Genomic DNA, 17,652 nt, shown 5'->3' with positions numbered 1-17,652 from the left:
TAATATGCACGACGATCAACCTCCGTCGACCAACGGCGCCGGTAATAAACCGAAGCCGGGTTTACTCGACAAACTAACCCAGCTCTTTACCGGAGAGCCACAAAACCGACAGGAACTGGTGGATGTCATCCAGGACGCGGAAGAGCGCGATCTTATTGATGCCGACACCAAAGAGATGATCAACGGCGTACTTGAAGTGGCCGAACTGCGGGTTCGCGATCTAATGATCCCGCGTTCGCAGATCATTGCCATTGAAAAGAACCAAACGGTCGAAGAGTTTCTTCCGATCGTCCTTGAATCTGCCCACAGCCGCTTCCCAGTTATCGATCGCGATAAAGACCACATCGAAGGTATTCTGCTTGCCAAAGATATGTTGGCATGGGGCTTTGCTACTGATGCGGAACGCAATCTGGAAACCATTCTACGCCCAGCAGTAGTGGTGCCAGAAAGTAAGCGCGTTGATGTGCTGCTCAAAGAGTTCCGCCAAGAGCGCTACCACATGGCAATTGTGGTTGACGAATATGGCGGCGTATCAGGGCTAATCACCATTGAAGATATTCTCGAAGCCATCGTAGGTGACATCGAAGATGAAACCGATCTGGAAGAGGATACGCAGATCCACATCCGCCGCATTAGCCGTCAAACTTGGGCCGTGGCGGCGTTAACGCCAATCGACGATTTCAACGAACACTTTGGCAGTGAATTCTCCGATGAGGAGTACGATACTGTTGGTGGCTTAGTCAGCCACGCCTTTGGCCATTTGCCTGAGCGCGGAGAATGCGTCGAATTAAATGGGTTCGAGTTCAAGGTCGTTAGTGCCGACACTCGCCGTTTGGTCCAACTGCAAGTGCGCCAATCAAAAGCACAGCCCGATAAGGAAAATAGCGCGGCGTGACCCAATACCAAACCAAATCAGCGGGGCTTAGCTCCGCTGTTTTTTATCTACTGGCGTTTATTGCTGGCGCCCTTTCTCACCTTGCATTCGCTCCCTACGACTACTGGCTGCTATTGCCGCTGTCGTTATCGGCCCTATTACTACTTAGCCAACAAAAAAGCGCTAAACAGGGGCTACTAACGGGCTTAGCATGGGGCTTTGGCCAATTTATTTTTGGCTTGCGCTGGGTTCACGTTAGCATCGCAGAGTTTGGCGGCATGCCGTTGGTGGCATCGCTTACCCTGATTGCCCTGCTTGCGCTCTATCTCGCTCTCTATCCTGCGTTAGTTATTTACGCCCTTAATCGCTGGTGTAACGGCAACCATATTAGTCGTCTATGTGCGTTCCCGGCACTGTGGCTAGTAGGTGAATACCTTCGTGGTGCAGTAATGACCGGGTTCCCATGGCTATGGTCTGGTTACAGTCAGCTTAATGGCCCCATGGCTAGCCTTATTCCACTTGTCGGTGCTTTAGGGGTGGGCTTACTGCTAAGCGTTGCTGCTGTCGCCCTATCTTCTTTGATACAGGGACACTGGCGTTATGCCATCCCGCTGCTGGTTATCGCAGCACTGCCGTTTGGCTTTAGCAAATCACAATGGATTGAACCAACCGGTGAAAGCCGTGATGTGGCGCTGGTGCAGGGTAACATCGCCCAAAATATGAAGTGGCAACAAGATCAGCTTTGGCCCACTATGCTCAAATACCAACAGTTGAGTATTCCCCATTTTGACGCCGACCTGATTGTATGGCCCGAAGCTGCAGTACCGGCTCCGGAAGCGATGGTGAGCGACTTTTTAGTCCAATTTGAAGATGGCGTTACCGCAGCGGGCAGTGAATTGATTACCGGTATCATCAGCATGGACGATCAGCGTAACTTCTATAACTCCTTGCTGGTGTTAAACCAACCACAACGACAACAACATTTTAGCCCTGCCGACGATAATCGATACCATAAACATCAACTGCTTCCCATTGGCGAATTTGTACCGTTTCAAGAGCTGTTGCGGCCATTAGCACCGTTCTTCAATCTGCCAATGTCGAGCTTTGCCCGTGGTGATTTAGTGCAAACGAATCTACACGTGGCAGATACCAATATTGCCCCAGCCATCTGCTATGAAATAGCCTTTCCTGAGTTGGTTCGGGGCGCGGTCAACCCAGCAACCGACATGCTGTTAACCGTCTCTAATGACGCTTGGTTTGGTCAATCTATCGGCCCGCTACAACATATGGCGATTGCACAGATGCGTGCGCTGGAGCTGGGTAAGCCGCTATTACGAGTGACCAATAATGGCGTGACCGCTATCGTCACTCCTACCGGTGAGATCCAATCGCAATTACCACAATTTGTCAGCGGAGTTTTACGAGATAAGGTCGCACTCTATCAGGGGCAAACCCCATTTGCTCAATATGGCCAAGCACCGTTGTATTGGCTTGCTGCTGTAATGCTTGGCTGGGGTTTATTGATTAGCCGTTTACACCGTCCGCGGATGCGTTGGCGCTCGAGTAACGCTTAACCAACACAAACATGGGCGGTCTACCAATTAAGCGTTGTTCTTTCTAATACAGTTAAAGCACCGGCTAGGCGAGCGCCGATACAAGGGGTTAAGCACTACCGCCGTTGACCTTCTGCCGCTTTGAACTGCGACCTAAGGCAAGGGCGGATTCCAAAGGGGGCGAAGCTCCCCCTAAGGCATACAAGAATGTGCCGTCGCCACCGCGACATCCTCCCCTAAAATCACCGAAATCGGTAAAGCCGAAAGCTTAAGATAAACTTCAACAGCTAACTACGACACAGCCAAACATGCGTTGCGAGTGGTCAATAGTTGGTAACAGCGGTAGATTAGTTAAAACTCTAAGGAAAGGAAGCCCTTATGTTGCAACGATTACTGCTCTTACTCGCCATCTGGCCACTGGCTAGCACGGCCTCAGAGCTTAATGCTACGCAAATTGAATCCTGTATTGCCGAAAGCCAACAGCTAAGAGTCGAGCTGAAGGAGCAACATAAATGGCATCAACAACTCAACCGCCAGCAGCACCATCTAACTGAATTACATCAGCAGTTGTTGGAGCAAAAGACCCACCTAGAGCAGCTCTCGCAAAAACTCAAAGACTGCAGCGATGGCTGTAACCACATCGAAGCCAAACTCAATGGCTATACTCGCAAATTTGATCGCAACCGCGATAACTATGCGTCAAAGAACCAGCAATTTGATCTCGACCGAGAACAACTAAGTGCAGACACTGCAAAACGACAGCTCCAGTTCGAAAGTTATAACAGCCGCTGCCAAGTAAGCAGCATCAGCGCTGCTAACTTCGATAAATACTGTGTTAACCGTAACCCTGAATCGCCGTTTTGCTCTGGGATTTTCTAGAAGTCAAAGCTCAGTTTAGGTAACAGTGTTCACTTCGATAACGCCGTTAGGTAGACAACTGTTGTTCACCAAACTGCACTTCGCTCACGATAAAAATGCCACCATTGCGGCATCGCGATGCACCCAAAAAATGAGCAGCAACGAACAAGCAATACAGACGCTCCTCTCAACCCGAGACTATTAACAAAAGGCTGTGTACCAACTAAGTGTTGTTCTTTCCAATGCAGTTAAAGCACCGGTTGGGCGATTGTTGATACAAGGGGAAAGCACTACCGCCGCTGATCTTTCTCCACATTGGAGCAGTTCAGAAGGGCGAAGCTCCCCCCAAATGCATACAAGAATGTGCCGTCGCCACCGCGACATCCTCCCCTAAAAGCACCGAAATCGGTGAAGCCCAAGGCTTAAGATAAGCTTCAACAGCTAACTACGGCACAGCCAAAAAAAAAGCCGGCAAGGAGTAAGCCGGCTACCAAGGGACATACGGTATGATGGGTACCGTACTTGGTGGGGGAAACTTAACGGCGGTCTTCGATCACCACGCCATCTCTAGCTAGCGCTCGGGGCGGTACTAACTTAACTGAACCAGTAAGCTTGGTAATCGCCTTAAGTTCGGAGGCGATGGTTTGGGTATCTAATTTACTTTCATCAGTTTGCAATTCACACTGCAACTGCATCTGGTCATTATCGTTGTCTGAGTTGATGATCAGCCGTAATAACGCAATGTCGTCAAAACGCTGCCGCAAGCGTTCGAGCTGCTGCGGATGGATAAATAATCCTTTTACCTTGGTCGATTGATCCGCCCTTCCCTGCCAACCGGCAATACGTACGTTAGTACGACCACACTCACTTGGTCCTGGCAATATCGACGACAGATCGCCGGTGGCAAAACGTACCAGCGGATATTCAGGGTTAAAACGAGTCACCACCACCTCACCGACCTCGCCGACACCCACCGGAGTAGCTGTTCCAGGGCGCACTATCTCAACGATAATGTCCTCCGCCAGCACTAAGCCTTGATTGGGCACCGTCTCGTAACCGATTAAGCCTAGATCAGCGCTGGCATAGGCTTGTCGGACATTAAGCCCTGCTTGGGTAAATCGTTGCTGCAACGGCGCGGTAAAGGCCTCACCGGTAACCAAAGCCTTAGTTATCGAAGTCAGATCGCGCCCTTGCTCGTCGCCTTTATCAAGCAATATCTTCAAAAATGAGGGGGTGCCACAATAACCCTGTGGCTTCAGTTGCTCAATGAGGTCAAGTTGCTGTTCGGTATTGCCGGGCCCAGCGGGTATAACGGTGCAACCACAGGCGCGTGCACCAGAGTCGAGAATAAAACCGCCGGGACTCATATGGTAAGACAAACAGTTTTGGACCAGGTCCCCACGGCGAAAACCGGCAGCATAGAAGGCACGACCAAGGCCCCACCAATCATCACCAGTACATTCAGGTTCACAGATTGGACCCGGTGATTGAAAGAGCCGATCGGGCTGATGTGCCGCAGGTACCATCCCAGCTAGAGGCGGTTGTAGTTGCTGCAGTTGGCTAAGGTCGCTTTTGTGGGTAAGTGGCAACGAAGCCAATCGACTTCGATCGACTATCTGGTTGATATCGATGCCACCGAAATGGTCTCGATAGTAGCTACTCTGTTCAGTGATGTAATTGAGAAACGACGGCAACCTGATCATCAAGTTGCGTTCACGCTCTTGTTCTGGCTGCCACTCTTGGCTGTCGTAATAATCGAACATCACAGGCTCCGTTATAACCAACGTTTACGACGTTTATAGGACTTTAAGTTCTTAAAGCTCTTGCGCTCTTCGTTACCACCACCAAGATAAAACTCCTTCACATCTTCATTGGCCAACAGCTGCTGCTTGGTGCCATCTAACACAATCTTGCCTGACTCCATGATGTAACCGTAGTCTGCAGCTTTAAGGGCGTAGTTAGCGTTCTGTTCAACCAGAAGCATGGTGATCCCCTGCTCCTTATTGATCTTGTCGATAATGCCAAATACCTCTTTAACCAATAGAGGTGACAGCCCCATTGACGGTTCATCAAGGCAGATCATCTTTGGCCTCGCCATCAAAGCACGACCGATGGCTAGCATCTGCTGCTCACCACCGGAAAGGTAACCAGCTAGGCCGGTGCGCTCTTGCAACCGTGGAAAATAGCTAAACACCATATCAATATCTTGTTGAATTTCGCCATCTGTGCGGGTGTAGGCACCGAGTTTAAGGTTCTCGATAACGGTCATGTCCTCAATAATTCGTCGCCCCTCCATCACCTGAAACAGTCCATCTCGCACCACTTGTTCTGGTGCCTGTTTATCAATACGTTTGCCCTGAAAATGAATATCGCCTCGGGTCACTTCGCCATTTTCAGTCCTCAGTAATCCGGATATCGCCTTTAAAGTAGTCGACTTACCAGCGCCGTTAGGCCCCAACAGGGTTACTATCTGGCCTTGTGGTACCTCAATGCTAACCCCGCGAAGTACCTGAATCACCTCGTCATAGACCACTTCAATATTATTTATCGACAGCACCGATTCTGGTGTCGATAGTGCTTCTGCCGCTTCAGCCATTGCCACACTCCTTTAGGTCTAGGGCGATAGCCCTTAAGCCATCGCCCCAAACTGGCCCTAAGTCAGGTATCGAGATCAGAAACCGAGCCAATCAGCACGGCGTTCTAAGGTCACTTCAGTCACCTTCTCAATCTTCACGTCACCGGCGTTATAGTTGCCTTTGTAGATGTTCACTTGATTGATACCGCGATGATCCTCAGCGGTCCAAGTGGCTGGTAAACAGACCCCCTCGAGTCCAGCGGGAACCCAATCTTTAGTGGCATACATACCATTACGCACATTCTCGCCAGTGATACCGCCATTCTTTTTGGCCCACAGCATTGCTTCTTTCATGTAGTAAACAGAACAAACGCCGCGCATGTAGTGGTGAACACGACTTTGCTCTCCAGCCGGATCAGAGACTTTAGAGATCTCGCGGACCAATGCCATCCCAGCTACGTCATCGCTCCAGAACGGGCCCATGGTTGGGAAGATATAATCTTTAATGCCGTCGCCGGCGGCTTCAAAGATCAAGCGATCGCCGCCCCAGATATTGGCCATAAACTGCAGATCGGTGCCGACGGTATTACAGGATTTCACCAAGCTTAAAACCGAACCACCAAGGTTACCGATGTAGCCATAGTTGGTTGCGGAGCTCTTTAAACTCAAGCATTGCGCTTTAAAGTCACCGGGTTTCATCGAGATAACCACTGGCGCCATCACCTCAAACCCAAGCTCCTCGGCGTAGGCTGCACAGGCAGCCTTAGGCGCATTGGGGTATGGGTGGTTGGCACCAATATGGGTGAACTTGGGTTTGCCTTTGCCCCTTTTTTCTTGCCAGTCTTGTGCCGCCCACTGCACTAAGCCCCGACAAGAATCGGAATAGGAAGCGCCGTAAAAGAAGTTATATGGAGCTGGCTTCTTGGTTTTAGGGTTCTTGCCCATCGGATCAGTCAGGTGACCGGAGTAGGACGCAGAGTAGACCGGAATCTTGTCTTTGGCGACGAAGGAGATCAGTGCTTCGGTATCCGCGGTCCCCCACCCCTGCATCGCAACCATATTGTTACGGGATTTCCATTTTTTATAAGAGGCGATCGCCTGCGGCACCTTATAGGCATAATCGATGGTTTCGAACTCAAGTGCAGTGCCATCGATACCACCGGTGTTGTTTATGTAAGTCAGTGCATCTCGCACCCCATCGGCGTACATCTTGCCAACAAACGCCGTTGGCCCAGACATATCAGCCAAGTGACCGACAAAAACAGACTCCTGCGCAGCAACGGGTTGCGCGGCGGTCATCGTTGCTAGTGCCATGGCGCTGGCAAGCATGGTTTTCTTATGCATCGTAAAGATCCTTTTTGTTTACGGCTCCGCTTGATAATAATTGGGGCCGAGCTGTTGCAAATGGTCGCTGCTAGACCGCTTAACCGCAGCAACCGTCACCACCATTGCTGAACTGAATCAGTAGGCGAATGGGTAAAACTTCCAGTAGTTCTTTACCTGCTGCCAGCGGTGCGCCAGCCCTTCAGGTTCAAAAATGAGAAACAGAATGATCACCAAGCCAATTGCCATCTCTTTGATGTAAGCCAGACCATCAGTGATCATTGGCGTGTTGCCCCACTCGGTCATCTTGACCAAGCCAACGCCGCCGGCGAGGAATTCGGGCAACAACACCATAAATACGCAACCCATAAGGGTGCCGTTGATGGAGCCGAGACCTCCGATGATCACCATGGCTAAAAACTGTACCGACATCATTAAGGTGAATCCCTCGGCGGACACATACCCAAGGTAGTGGGCATATAACGCACCACCAATACCGGCATAAAAGGAGGAGATCCCAAAACTGAGCAAACGATACTTATTGAGCTTAACCCCCATGATCTCTGCCGATAGGTAGTGATCGCGAACTGCAACAAAGGCACGACCATCGCGGGAACGCATCAGATTACAGCCCCAGATATACATAAACACCAAGGCAAATAAGGCGATGTAAAAGAAGCTCTCATCGCTATCAAAAGCAAAGCCAAACAACGTTACTGGCTCTGCCATTGAGCCGGCTGAACCACCGGAGAACCAGTCAGCACGAGCAAAGAAGTCCTCAAGAATGAACTGTGCGGCCAAAGTGGCAATGGCAAGATACAGCCCCTTAATTCGAGCCGCTGGCATGCCGAACATCATCCCCACCGCCATGGTGAGAAAGCCCGCCAGCGGGATAGTAAGCACCACTGGAATACTAAACTGGGTATTCAACCAGGCGGAAGCAAAGGCACCGAATCCGAAAAAGGCACCGTGTCCAAGGGAGATCTGGCCGGTAAACCCAACCAATATGTTTAACCCTAACGCCGCAATCCCCAGATAACTCACCTGAATAAACAAGGTTAAGTAGTAAGCATCAAATACAAACGGCACTGCACAGGCAGCAACAATAATCACTGCGGTAAACCAGCGAATGGTCTTGGTTTCGAATATGGTGTTATCTTGCTTGTAGCTGGTGCGGAAATCTCCGCACGGGCGCATGGATAAACTGGACATAACGCTCTCCTTGACGGTTAAATCCGTTCAATATCTTTGGTGCCGAACAACCCGTATGGCTTAAACCAAAGGATGATCAGCAGTACGTAAAATGGCGCAATGTCATACATGTTGCCGATGTGCAGATATTGGCTGTCGAAAAACTCAGCTAGGTTTTCCAGCACCCCGATAACAACCCCGCCAACAATGGCACCAACAATGGAATCTAACCCGCCCAAAATCACCGCGGGGAACACCTTAATGCCAATCACTGAGAGTGAATCAGAGACACCATTAACCATGCCGATAACCACCCCAGCAGTAGCCGATACCGTGGCTGCGATCCCCCAACTCATGGCAAACACCTGTTTAACTGAAATCCCTAAACTCTGAGCTACCTGCTGATCAAAAGCGGTGGCCCGCATTGCTAAACCATGCTTGGAGTATTTAAAGAACAGAAAGAAACCGACCATGATAATGAGCGCAATCACGGTACTCATTAGGTAAGCCAATTCGATATTCAGCCCAGCAATATTGATGGTTTGCGTATCAAACACCCTGGGGAAACTCTGCGGTGCCACCCCAAAGATCCACTTAGTTAGCGCCTGGAAGAAAATCGATAAACCAATGGTGATCATGATGACCGAGATGATCGGTTCACCGATCATTGGCCTTAGTACAATCATTTGAATGGCAACGCCAAACAGCGCCATAAAGCCCAAACTAAGGAAAAATCCAAGGAAGAATGGCAACTCCAAATACACCAGCATCGCCCAGCAAGCCCAAGCGCCTATCAACAAAAACTCCCCTTGGGCGAAGTTGACGATCTGCGTCGATTTGTACACCAATACAAAACACATACCGACCACACCATAAAGCAAACCAACGATGAGGCCGTTAATCACCAGTTGCAGTAACAATTCAAAATTCATGAGGCTCTCCGTTGCTGCTCAGGATTGCTAGGTGCATCCGCATCGATAAGGTTGGCCACCGCCAGCTCTGTTTGAATGCGGGTCTTAGTACCGTCTTGGAAGGTGATGACGGTATCAATATCAACACTGTTATTGTCGCTATAGATGGCGTCGATAATGTCGCCATACTTCTCTGCCACTACCCCACGACGAACCTTTCGAGTACGAGTAAGCTCGCCATCATCCGCATCAAGCTCCTTGTAGAGCAGCACAAATTTATGAATTTTTTGGGCTTCTGGCAGCGTTTGGTTAACCTTGTCAACCTCTTCGGTTAGCTTGGCGTAAACCTCCGGCAAGGTAGAAAGGTTGGTGTAGTTGGTAAATGAATAGCCCTTTTGCTCGGCCCACTTCGCCACGATAGAAAAACGGATACATAAGATGGCGGACAAAAACGGTCGGTTTTTACCGAGGATCACCGCTTCGCCAATGAAAGAGGAAAACTTCAATTTGTTTTCGATGTATTGCGGCGAGTATTGGATCCCTTGACTGGTATGAGCCAGATCCTTAATCCGGTCGATCACCACCAGATGTCCTGATTCTTTGAAATAGCCAGCATCGCCAGTGTGCATCCAGCCATCACGGACGTCCTCGGCAAACGCCTCTGGGTTGCCTAAATAGCCACAAAACATCCCTTCGGTCTTAGCAATGACCTCCCCTAGCCCTTCCGAATCAGCGTTGATCACCTTCACTTCGGCGTTATCAAAAGCATGGCCGACGCTGTCGTAGTCGATATCATCGTCATCATGGATAGTGTAGGCACCACACATCTCGGTTTGCCCATAGAGCTGTCTTAGCGGAACGCCTATGGCTTGAAAAAATCGAAAGGTATCTGGCCCCATGGCTGCGCCACCGGTTGCGGCCGATTTCAAGAATGAGAAGCCAAGCCGATCCTTGAGGGCGTTCATCAACATCAGATCGGCAATGGATGAACGTTTGCCTCGCTCAAGTGCCGCTTCCGCCCGTGCTAAGGCGAAATCAAACAACTTCTGTTTAAGTGGGGTCGAATCCATCATACGCGCCTGTACGTCAGCTAAGATCCCTTCCCAAACTCGTGGGGCTAGCAGTACAAAGCTCGGACCAATTTCACGCAAATCCGCCATCATGGTTTGCTGCTCTTCGACAAAGTTAACCACCTGTCGAGCAATCAGAGCTTGGCCAACGGCGTAGACCTGTTCCATGATCCATGGCAACGGCAATACTGATACATAGTTATCCCCTGGTTCACGGGGATCCGCCCGCAGGTATGAACAACAATGCTTAACAAAGTTGCCCCCCTGCAACAGCACAATCTTTGGCTTTGAAGTCGTACCAGATGTGGTGCAGTAGATAGCGACTTCATCAGGATCGACTGAATCGACCAGCTGATCATATTGACCTTGGTTTGTCTGTAACCGCTGCTGCCCTATCTGGTATAGATCACGTATATCAAGTAGCCGTTCATCATGGTATTTACGCATACCTCGGGGATCGCAATACACGATGTGTTTCACCGTTGGGATCTGATCGCCAAGCTCTAGTAACTTATCGCACTGCTCTTCATCTTCGGCAATAACCACGGTGGCGCAGGCAAGGTTAAGGAGATAAGCAACCTCGTCGTGCATTGAATCTTGGTAAACCCCAAGGGAGTAGCATCCCATCGCGTGAGCGGCTACTTCCCCCCATACCCACTCGGGCCGATTGTCGCCGAGCATGGCGATGGCATCGCCCTTATTGATACCTAGATCAGTTAAGCCCAAGGCAATCCATTGCACACGATTGTGATAATCAAGCCAGCTAAACTCGTTCCAAATACCAAATTCTTTCTCACGCATGGCCACATCGTTTGGCCATGAATTCGCATTTTGACGAAGGATTTTAGGAAAACTGTCTAACGAGCCCATATCAAAGCGATTGCTGCTATCCATCAGCTGGCCTCCTCCAGTTGGCTATCGTCCTCTAAGCCAAGGTAGGCGCGTTTCACATGTTCATCGGTCATCACTTGTTCCGGCAATCCGGTAATGAGGCGCTTACCAAAGTCGAGCACCATCACCTGATGAGAGATATCCATCACCACACCCATATCGTGCTCAATCATCACTACGGTGATACCAAACTCTTCATTCAAGTCGAGGATATAGCGCGCCATATCCTCTTTCTCTTCTAGGTTCATCCCTGCCATCGGCTCATCTAGCAGAATTAATTTGGGTTTCAACGCCATTGCTCGAGCGAGCTCAACCCGTTTGCGCAGGCCATAAGACAAGGTGCCTGCGACGGCTTTGCGGACGTGAGTGATATCGAGAAAGTCGATGATCTCTTCAACTTCACGGCGGTGATTGAGCTCCTCTTTTTGCGCTGGTGAGGCCCAATACAAAGGTCCGGTAAGCCAGTTGTTTTTCATTAAGTGATGGCGACCAACCATGATGTTATCGAGCACGGTCATGTGGCCAAACAGAGCCAGATTTTGAAAGGTTCGCCCCATACCAAGACGGGCACGATCGTTTGGTTTAAGTTCAGTAACATCGTGGCCATCAAAATTGATTAGCCCATGCTGAGGCTGATAACGACCAGATACACAGTTGAGCATCGAGGTTTTGCCGGCACCGTTGGGGCCAATAATTGAAAACACTGAGCCACGCTCAACCGCAAAGCTTACCTCCGTCAGAGCCTTAACCCCACCAAACGCCAACGACACATCATTAACCTGCAAAATCGAATCTGGCATAATTGAATTCCCGAGTATTCACTAATAAAAAGTCGCATTTGGCCCGCCCTTGCGGGTGCCATAAAACAAGTGGGTGAAGAGAGCGAGGTCACGGGCTGACGCCAGCCCGTGTAGATTGGTATTACAAGACGTAGCGCACCGATAGTTGGCCGTAGTAGGAATCGCCCTTATCGCCAGTGCCAGGCTCCATTTCGAAGTTACCGATTTCAAAACCAACCGCCAGCTCTTTGGTCAGATTCTCAAATAGGTTGACGCTCCATTGGGTGGCTTCATCTTCACTGCCATCGGCTTCAGCCATACCATAGAGAAAGGTCGAACGCATGGTTTCGGTCCAGAAGTGGCGGTAAGCAACAAGGTAAGCGGTAGTCTCTTCCGCTTCGTTATTGTAGACATCCTGCGATGTTGTCACCGTGGTGTAACGACCGGTTTCCCCAAGGTGTACTTGGAAGCGGATATCATCTTTACCAAAGGTTTTAATGTTACCAGCCAAGGAATATCCAACGGCGTAATCATCATCCTCTGAACCGTCCTCGGTATTAAAGAAGTTCAATTGGCGCCCAAGAATCGAAGCAGATATATTGCCCCAGTCATCCTTAAAGGTATATTTCGCCACCAGATCCGGGATGTTGTCGTTTTCTGGATCCTCTACCCCTGGAGCATAGGTTTCTGGGTTCTCCACTGCGAATTCAAACCCACTGTTGCTGTAGCGGATCATGCCCTGACGAATGAACGCTAGACCTACGGTTGCGCCTGCAAAATCAGCGGTTTCCGGGATGGCACTGGTATTCATGTAGGTGGTCCATGTTTGCCCAGCTAGCCAATCTTGGTACTTAATAAAGGCATGGCGCAAACGAGGGTTATATGAGTTAGAGATAATCTCGTTGCCGTTGCCACCGTAGAGATCGAATTCAAGAAAACCAGTTACATCACCATGGATATAGGTGGTGTTAAAACGGGTTTCGTTAGCAAAGATCTTAAACTGCGATTTGTCATCCTGTAGGACGGTTCCTCGGCCAGTCCAAAAGTCTTTATAAGCCACGTCACCATCGACGTAACGCGCATCAATTTTAATGTAACCGCCAAATTTGAGTTTGTTGCCATCTCCTAGATCGAACTCAAAACCTGCCATCGCCGGTGCGGCACAAGCCAGCATTGAACTCGCAACAATCAATTTTCTGCTTTGTGAAATCATCATCCATCTCCTTTTATAATCGCTACCGAACATCGTCAAAAAGCAGATGTAGCTCAATTGGGAAAAGGTATTAGTGAGAAAGTCGTACGACTAAAGTTCAACAGGCGGAGTTAACTGGTGCTGGAGTCTAGTCGCTAGCGTATTGGTGTGTAATAGTGAACCGATTGTGGTTAACACAGCGCAGGCCAAGGAGGGCGGATGTTTGCTAACTGGTTACTGGTATTGGTAAGTGTGGGTTATGTTAGCTTGCTGTTTATCGTCGCCTACTTAGGTGACCGTTATCGACACAAATTGAAACCACAGCACCACCGCTGGATCTACGCCTTATCACTCGGAGTGTATTGCACCTCCTGGGGTTTTCTCGGCACCGCAGCTCAAGCGGCTCGGGGCGACTTTTCCTATCTGCCGGTCTATTTAGCACCGATCATTCTATTTGTTTTTGGCTGGGGCTTTATTCAGCGCATCATCTCGGTGTGTCTTCGCTTAAACATCACCTCAATTGCCGATCTACTAGCCGCACGCTTTGGCAAATCGCAACCTCTAGCAGTGTTGGTCACCACGGTAACCTTTATCGGCACCCTCCCCTACTTAGCATTGCAGCTACGGGCTATCGTCGGCTCATACGAAGTGCTAAGGCAAACCCCATCGTTTGAGCCGTGGTTAATTGGCCTCGCCGTCAGCATCGTACTTATCGGCTTTACCATCATCTTTGGGGTACGAGCTATTGACGTAACCGAGCGCCACCCTGGAGTAATGGTTGCGATTGCATTTGAATCGCTACTAAAGCTGATTGCCTTTATCGTTATTGGCCTCTTTGTTAGCTTTGTTGCCTTTGATTCTCCCCAGCAGATCTGGCAACAAGCGGAGGCTGCCCATCAACAGCTTTTTCAACAAAACCATTTTGATATGCTCTCGATGATGGGTCTAACCATCATCGTGTTTAGTGCCTTTTTATGTTTACCGCGCCAGTTTCAAGTAACCATGGTCGAACTCAAAGAGCAAAGCCACAGCACCATAAGCCGGTGGGTGTTTCCAGCGTACATTCTAGTGTTTGCCTTGTTAGCAGCCCCACTTGGGCAAGCAGGGCTGCTGATGTACGGAGACTCGGTCGCAGCGGACTTTTACGTATTGTTTGTACCTTCCTCCCATGGCCACTCATGGTTAAGCTTGTTGAGTTTCCTTGGGGCAATTTCGGCAGCCAGCGCGATGGTCATCATCTCAACCATCGCCCTATCAACCATGCTCAGCAATGAAGTGGTGTTCCCAGCGCTATTTAATTCCAGCGATCTCGATAACACCCAATATGAATCGTTCCGAAATCGATTGTTACTGGTGCGCAAAGCCCTAGTGATTACCGTCATCGGCCTCAGTTACTTACTCTATCAACTGGCTCCAACAGATACATTGTCGTCACTGGGTGAAGTGGCTTTCGGCGCAATTGCCCAGATTGGCCCGCCATTGTGGGCCGCCTTCTATTGGCGCAGGGTAAGTTTGGCTGGGGTATTCAGTGGCATATTAGTCGGGTTCTCTTTGTGGCTAGTCCTAAATTTTATGCCACAACTGGGCTTATATCCGCACCCATTTGAAGGTTCTGCATTTGCCAAAACCACCCTAGCAACGCTATTCGGACTGGCCATCAACGCCCTAATGGTATTATTGGTTTCACGGCTTACGCGGCCAACGATGCAACACAATATGCAGCGCGAGCAGTTCCTCGGCCCACAACAATTAATGACCCTCGATAAGGTAGCCCACGACCGTTTCGATGGCAGTGAACTGCAGCGGCTCGCCACACGCTTTGTCGGAGATGACAAAGCGCAGCTGAGCTTCGAGCAGTTTCAACAAACACACCGCCACAGTAGCCACCACCAACGGCAACAAGCCTTACTGCCGTTTACCGAAAACCTGCTCGCCACTGTCATGGGTTCATCATCAGCGCGATTGGTCATCACTTGTGCGGTTGAGGGCCGTGATTTCGCGCTAAATGAGATGGCTCAGCTGGTCGCCGATGCCAGCAACGAGCGGACTGCCTTTAGCCACTCGGTATTGCAGAGCGCCATCGAGAACGCCAATGAGGGCATCTCCGTGGTAGACGAAGAGTTGCAATTGGTTGCTTGGAATCAAAGTTACCAAACGCTATTTAATTATCCACAACAGTTGCTGCAAATCGGTACTCCGGTGCGATTGCTAATTGAACACAATCTTAAGCAGCAAATCACCGATCCTGCCGAGTTGCGTTTTCAGGTAGAAAAGCGAGTCGAACGCCTGCGCTTGGGGAGTCGTCATAGCACCGAACGTCAACAACTGGATCAACGTGTTATTAAGATTGAGGGTAACCCCATCCCCGGTGGTGGCTTTGTCATGGTCTTTACCGACATCACCGTTTACCGCCAAGCACAGCAGTTATTGCAAGAGAAGAACCTTGATCTGGAGGCGCGAGTATCGGAGCGTACCCAGACACTGGAAGCCACTAACCTACAACTAGCCCAATCCAACAATCAGCTTGATGATGCACGCGCCAAAGCGGAACTTGCTCACCAACAAAAAAGCCAGTACCTCAAAGCCTGTAGCCATGACCTGTTACAACCACTATCAGCGGCACGGCTATTCTCATCATCGCTATTGACCGACCGTTCGCTTACACCAGAACAAGCCAAACAGCTGCGCCAAATCGACCAGTCATTAGAAGTCGCTAACGAGCTGCTTATTGATCTCAACCAAATCGCACGTATCGATTCTGGCGCGGTAGAGCCCAAACGCGATAAGTTCCCACTGCAACCGTTACTGCACAGCCTAGTTGAGGAGTTTCAAGCCAGTTGCGGCCACTATGAGATTGAACTGCACTTAGTGCCAACACGGATGTGGGTTAAAAGTGACCAAGTGTTATTGCGTCGAGTACTGCAAAACTTGCTCAGTAATGCCTTCCGTTATGCTCGCGGCAGCAAGGTTTTACTCGGCTGTCGTCGCGGCGAACAGTTGGAAATCCAAGTTATCGATAGCGGGCCAGGGATCCCAGAGTCACAACAACAACGAGTATTTGAACAATTCACTCGGCTGGCAGGCGCTGCTGCTCACGCTCCAACGGGGTTAGGCCTTGGGCTTAATATTGCCCAAGGATTGTCGCAATTAATGGGGCACACACTAACCCTGCGCTCTCAAGCTGGCCACGGTTGCTGCTTTAGTTTGGCGGTGGAGGTTTGTGCGCCGGCAGCGGCGCCACTAAGTCGCGCTGTCACAGTAAACAGCCTCAAGGGGGTGCGGGTATTATGTGTCGATAATGAGCCAGAAGTGTTGGACGGCATGAGCGCATTACTGCGCAGTTGGCATTGTCATATCACTACCTTTGTTGATGGTGACGAAGCACTGGCTTGGCTGCAGCAGAATCCCGACGGTATCGATATTATGCTGATCGATCACCAGCTTAATCATGGTCAAAATGGGTTAACACTGTTGCAACAGCTCAGGCAAATTGGCAGCTATGATGTGCCTGGCATATTGATTACTGCCAACACCGACCCAACCCTCCATGCCCAAGCGGATACACTCGGTTTTGGCTACCTGAGGAAGTTGATTAAACCCCTTGCTCTGAGAAGTATGATGAGTGCGATGTTGATGCAGCACTTGCAACAAAACTACAGCTATAGCGAATTACCGGAGCTGTAGTTTAGCCAATGCTATAACCGGGTTCGTGTTGGCTTTGGTTAAAGGCGATAACCGCTTGCGTGCGGGTCCGCACCCCAAGCTTAAGGAATATCGCACTAGCATGCGCTTTAACCGTGGCTTCAGATAACTCCAGCTGAGCAGCAATCTGTTTATTAAGCAAACCTTCGGCAAACATCAACAAGATACTGTGTTGTCGCGGCGATAAACTATCAAGCCGAGCCAGTTGATCGCTCAGTTGGCTATCGGTAGTTAGGGCAAAACCCTGCGGTAACCAGTTCTGTCCAGTAAGCACCGTTTCGATTGAATCAATAATATGCTCCACCGGTTGTGACTTAGGCACAAAGCCATTAGCTCCCATCTGCATGGTTTTATTAATGGTGGCACTATCCTCTTGCCCAGATACGACAATCACCCCAAGCTGGGGAAACTCACGCCGCAATCGCACCAAGGTCGTCAGGCCATTACTGTCAGATAGATTGAGGTCAAGCAGGACTAACTCGGTATCTAAATGCTGGGAGAGCAGTTTAAACAGCTCCGCCGATGAATTAGCACAGAGCGCTTCGGCCTGCGAAAAATGGTGGCTGAGTAGCTCATGCAGCGCTTGCTGAAACAGCGGATGGTCATCCGCAATGATAAGTTTATCTAATTGCACGGTGGATCCTTCCTAAACGGTGACAAGCGAATTACTAAACCTCCCTACCACCGGTTTAACATCGTGCAATTCAACGTGTTGACTGTGATGACACTGACC

The 17,652-nt window shown here is 49.9% G+C and carries 13 protein-coding genes; 4 read left to right on the top strand and 9 right to left on the bottom strand.

Translation table 11 applies throughout. The annotated features are described in order from the left end of the window. The first annotated feature begins 4 nt into the window (after positions 1-4). From corC to HER31_RS03105, 3 genes are all read left to right on the top strand, one after another. Positions 5-895: a CNNM family magnesium/cobalt transport protein CorC gene (gene corC, locus HER31_RS03115; protein WP_168659221.1), complete on the top strand. Its 891-nt coding sequence runs from the start codon at positions 5-7 to the stop codon at positions 893-895. Then, on the top strand, positions 892-2,448 hold the full coding sequence (gene lnt / locus HER31_RS03110; protein ID WP_168659220.1) for an apolipoprotein N-acyltransferase: 1,557 nt from the start codon (positions 892-894) through the stop codon (positions 2,446-2,448). Before corC ends, lnt begins: the two co-directional genes overlap by 4 nt. A 357-nt stretch (positions 2,449-2,805) precedes the next feature. Beyond that, on the top strand, positions 2,806-3,306 hold the full coding sequence (locus tag HER31_RS03105) for a hypothetical protein (protein ID WP_168659219.1): 501 nt from the start codon (positions 2,806-2,808) through the stop codon (positions 3,304-3,306). A gap of 515 nt (positions 3,307-3,821) precedes the next feature. Here HER31_RS03105 and HER31_RS03100 read toward each other — a convergent pair. The 8 genes from HER31_RS03100 to HER31_RS03065 all read right to left on the bottom strand — a co-directional run bounded on the left by HER31_RS03100 (position 3,822) and on the right by HER31_RS03065 (position 13,241). Beyond that, positions 3,822-5,048 carry a phenylacetate--CoA ligase family protein gene (locus tag HER31_RS03100; RefSeq protein ID WP_168659218.1) on the bottom strand — a complete coding sequence of 409 codons (1,227 nt, stop codon included), beginning with the start codon at positions 5,046-5,048 and terminating at the stop codon, positions 3,822-3,824. 11 nt (positions 5,049-5,059) lie between these two features. Continuing rightward, positions 5,060-5,881, bottom strand: a complete 822-nt coding sequence (locus HER31_RS03095; RefSeq protein ID WP_168659217.1) for an ABC transporter ATP-binding protein — start codon at positions 5,879-5,881, stop codon at positions 5,060-5,062. Positions 5,882-5,956: 75 nt separating this feature from the next. Beyond that, on the bottom strand, positions 5,957-7,204 hold the full coding sequence (locus HER31_RS03090; protein WP_168659216.1) for an ABC transporter substrate-binding protein: 1,248 nt from the start codon (positions 7,202-7,204) through the stop codon (positions 5,957-5,959). Between the two features lie 117 nt (positions 7,205-7,321). Beyond that, entirely contained in the window at positions 7,322-8,395 is a 1,074-nt protein-coding gene (locus HER31_RS03085) for a branched-chain amino acid ABC transporter permease (protein ID WP_168659215.1), read from the bottom strand. 17 nt (positions 8,396-8,412) lie between these two features. Then, positions 8,413-9,306, bottom strand: a complete 894-nt coding sequence (locus tag HER31_RS03080; RefSeq protein WP_168659214.1) for a branched-chain amino acid ABC transporter permease — start codon at positions 9,304-9,306, stop codon at positions 8,413-8,415. Then, positions 9,303-11,249: a long-chain fatty acid--CoA ligase gene (locus HER31_RS03075; RefSeq protein ID WP_168659213.1), complete on the bottom strand. Its 1,947-nt coding sequence runs from the start codon at positions 11,247-11,249 to the stop codon at positions 9,303-9,305. The genes HER31_RS03080 and HER31_RS03075 overlap by 4 nt, the downstream gene beginning before the upstream one ends. Next, positions 11,249-12,046 carry an ABC transporter ATP-binding protein gene (locus HER31_RS03070; RefSeq protein ID WP_168659212.1) on the bottom strand — a complete coding sequence of 266 codons (798 nt, stop codon included), beginning with the start codon at positions 12,044-12,046 and terminating at the stop codon, positions 11,249-11,251. Before HER31_RS03070 ends, HER31_RS03075 begins: the two co-directional genes overlap by 1 nt. Positions 12,047-12,167: 121 nt before the next feature. Continuing rightward, positions 12,168-13,241, bottom strand: coding sequence for a DcaP family trimeric outer membrane transporter (locus HER31_RS03065; RefSeq protein WP_168659211.1), 1,074 nt, complete (start codon positions 13,239-13,241; stop codon positions 12,168-12,170). A gap of 195 nt (positions 13,242-13,436) precedes the next feature. On the opposite strand from HER31_RS03065, the gene HER31_RS03060 reads away from it, so the two are divergent. Continuing rightward, the gene (locus HER31_RS03060) at positions 13,437-16,901 is read left to right on the top strand and encodes a hybrid sensor histidine kinase/response regulator (RefSeq protein WP_168659210.1); all 3,465 of its coding nucleotides are present in this window, start codon (positions 13,437-13,439) and stop codon (positions 16,899-16,901) included. Between the two features lies 1 nt (position 16,902). Here the strand turns inward: HER31_RS03060 and HER31_RS03055 are convergent, their stop codons facing one another. Beyond that, the gene (locus tag HER31_RS03055; protein ID WP_168659209.1) at positions 16,903-17,553 is read right to left on the bottom strand and encodes a response regulator; all 651 of its coding nucleotides are present in this window, start codon (positions 17,551-17,553) and stop codon (positions 16,903-16,905) included. Between the last annotated feature and the right edge of the window lie 99 nt (positions 17,554-17,652).

Source organism: Ferrimonas lipolytica, from assembly GCF_012295575.1.
In the GTDB taxonomy this organism is placed as follows: Bacteria; Pseudomonadota; Gammaproteobacteria; order Enterobacterales; family Shewanellaceae; genus Ferrimonas; species Ferrimonas lipolytica.
This window is presented reverse-complemented; position numbering and strand designations above follow the sequence as displayed.

Bases quoted from the DNA above. Each gene is read 5' to 3' on its own strand.
- HER31_RS03060 (WP_168659210.1), top strand. From the start codon at position 13,437: ATGTTTGCTAACTGGTTACTGGTATTGGTAAGTGTGGGTTATGTTAGC.
- HER31_RS03085 (WP_168659215.1), bottom strand. From the start codon at position 8,395: ATGTCCAGTTTATCCATGCGCCCGTGCGGAGATTTCCGCACCAGCTAC.
- HER31_RS03070 (WP_168659212.1), bottom strand. From the start codon at position 12,046: ATGCCAGATTCGATTTTGCAGGTTAATGATGTGTCGTTGGCGTTTGGT.
- HER31_RS03100 (WP_168659218.1), bottom strand. From the start codon at position 5,048: ATGTTCGATTATTACGACAGCCAAGAGTGGCAGCCAGAACAAGAGCGT.
- HER31_RS03105 (WP_168659219.1), top strand. From the start codon at position 2,806: ATGTTGCAACGATTACTGCTCTTACTCGCCATCTGGCCACTGGCTAGC.
- HER31_RS03080 (WP_168659214.1), bottom strand. From the start codon at position 9,306: ATGAATTTTGAATTGTTACTGCAACTGGTGATTAACGGCCTCATCGTT.
- HER31_RS03075 (WP_168659213.1), bottom strand. From the start codon at position 11,249: ATGGATAGCAGCAATCGCTTTGATATGGGCTCGTTAGACAGTTTTCCT.
- HER31_RS03095 (WP_168659217.1), bottom strand. From the start codon at position 5,881: ATGGCTGAAGCGGCAGAAGCACTATCGACACCAGAATCGGTGCTGTCG.
- HER31_RS03065 (WP_168659211.1), bottom strand. From the start codon at position 13,241: ATGATGATTTCACAAAGCAGAAAATTGATTGTTGCGAGTTCAATGCTG.
- corC (WP_168659221.1), top strand. From the start codon at position 5: ATGCACGACGATCAACCTCCGTCGACCAACGGCGCCGGTAATAAACCG.
- HER31_RS03090 (WP_168659216.1), bottom strand. From the start codon at position 7,204: ATGCATAAGAAAACCATGCTTGCCAGCGCCATGGCACTAGCAACGATG.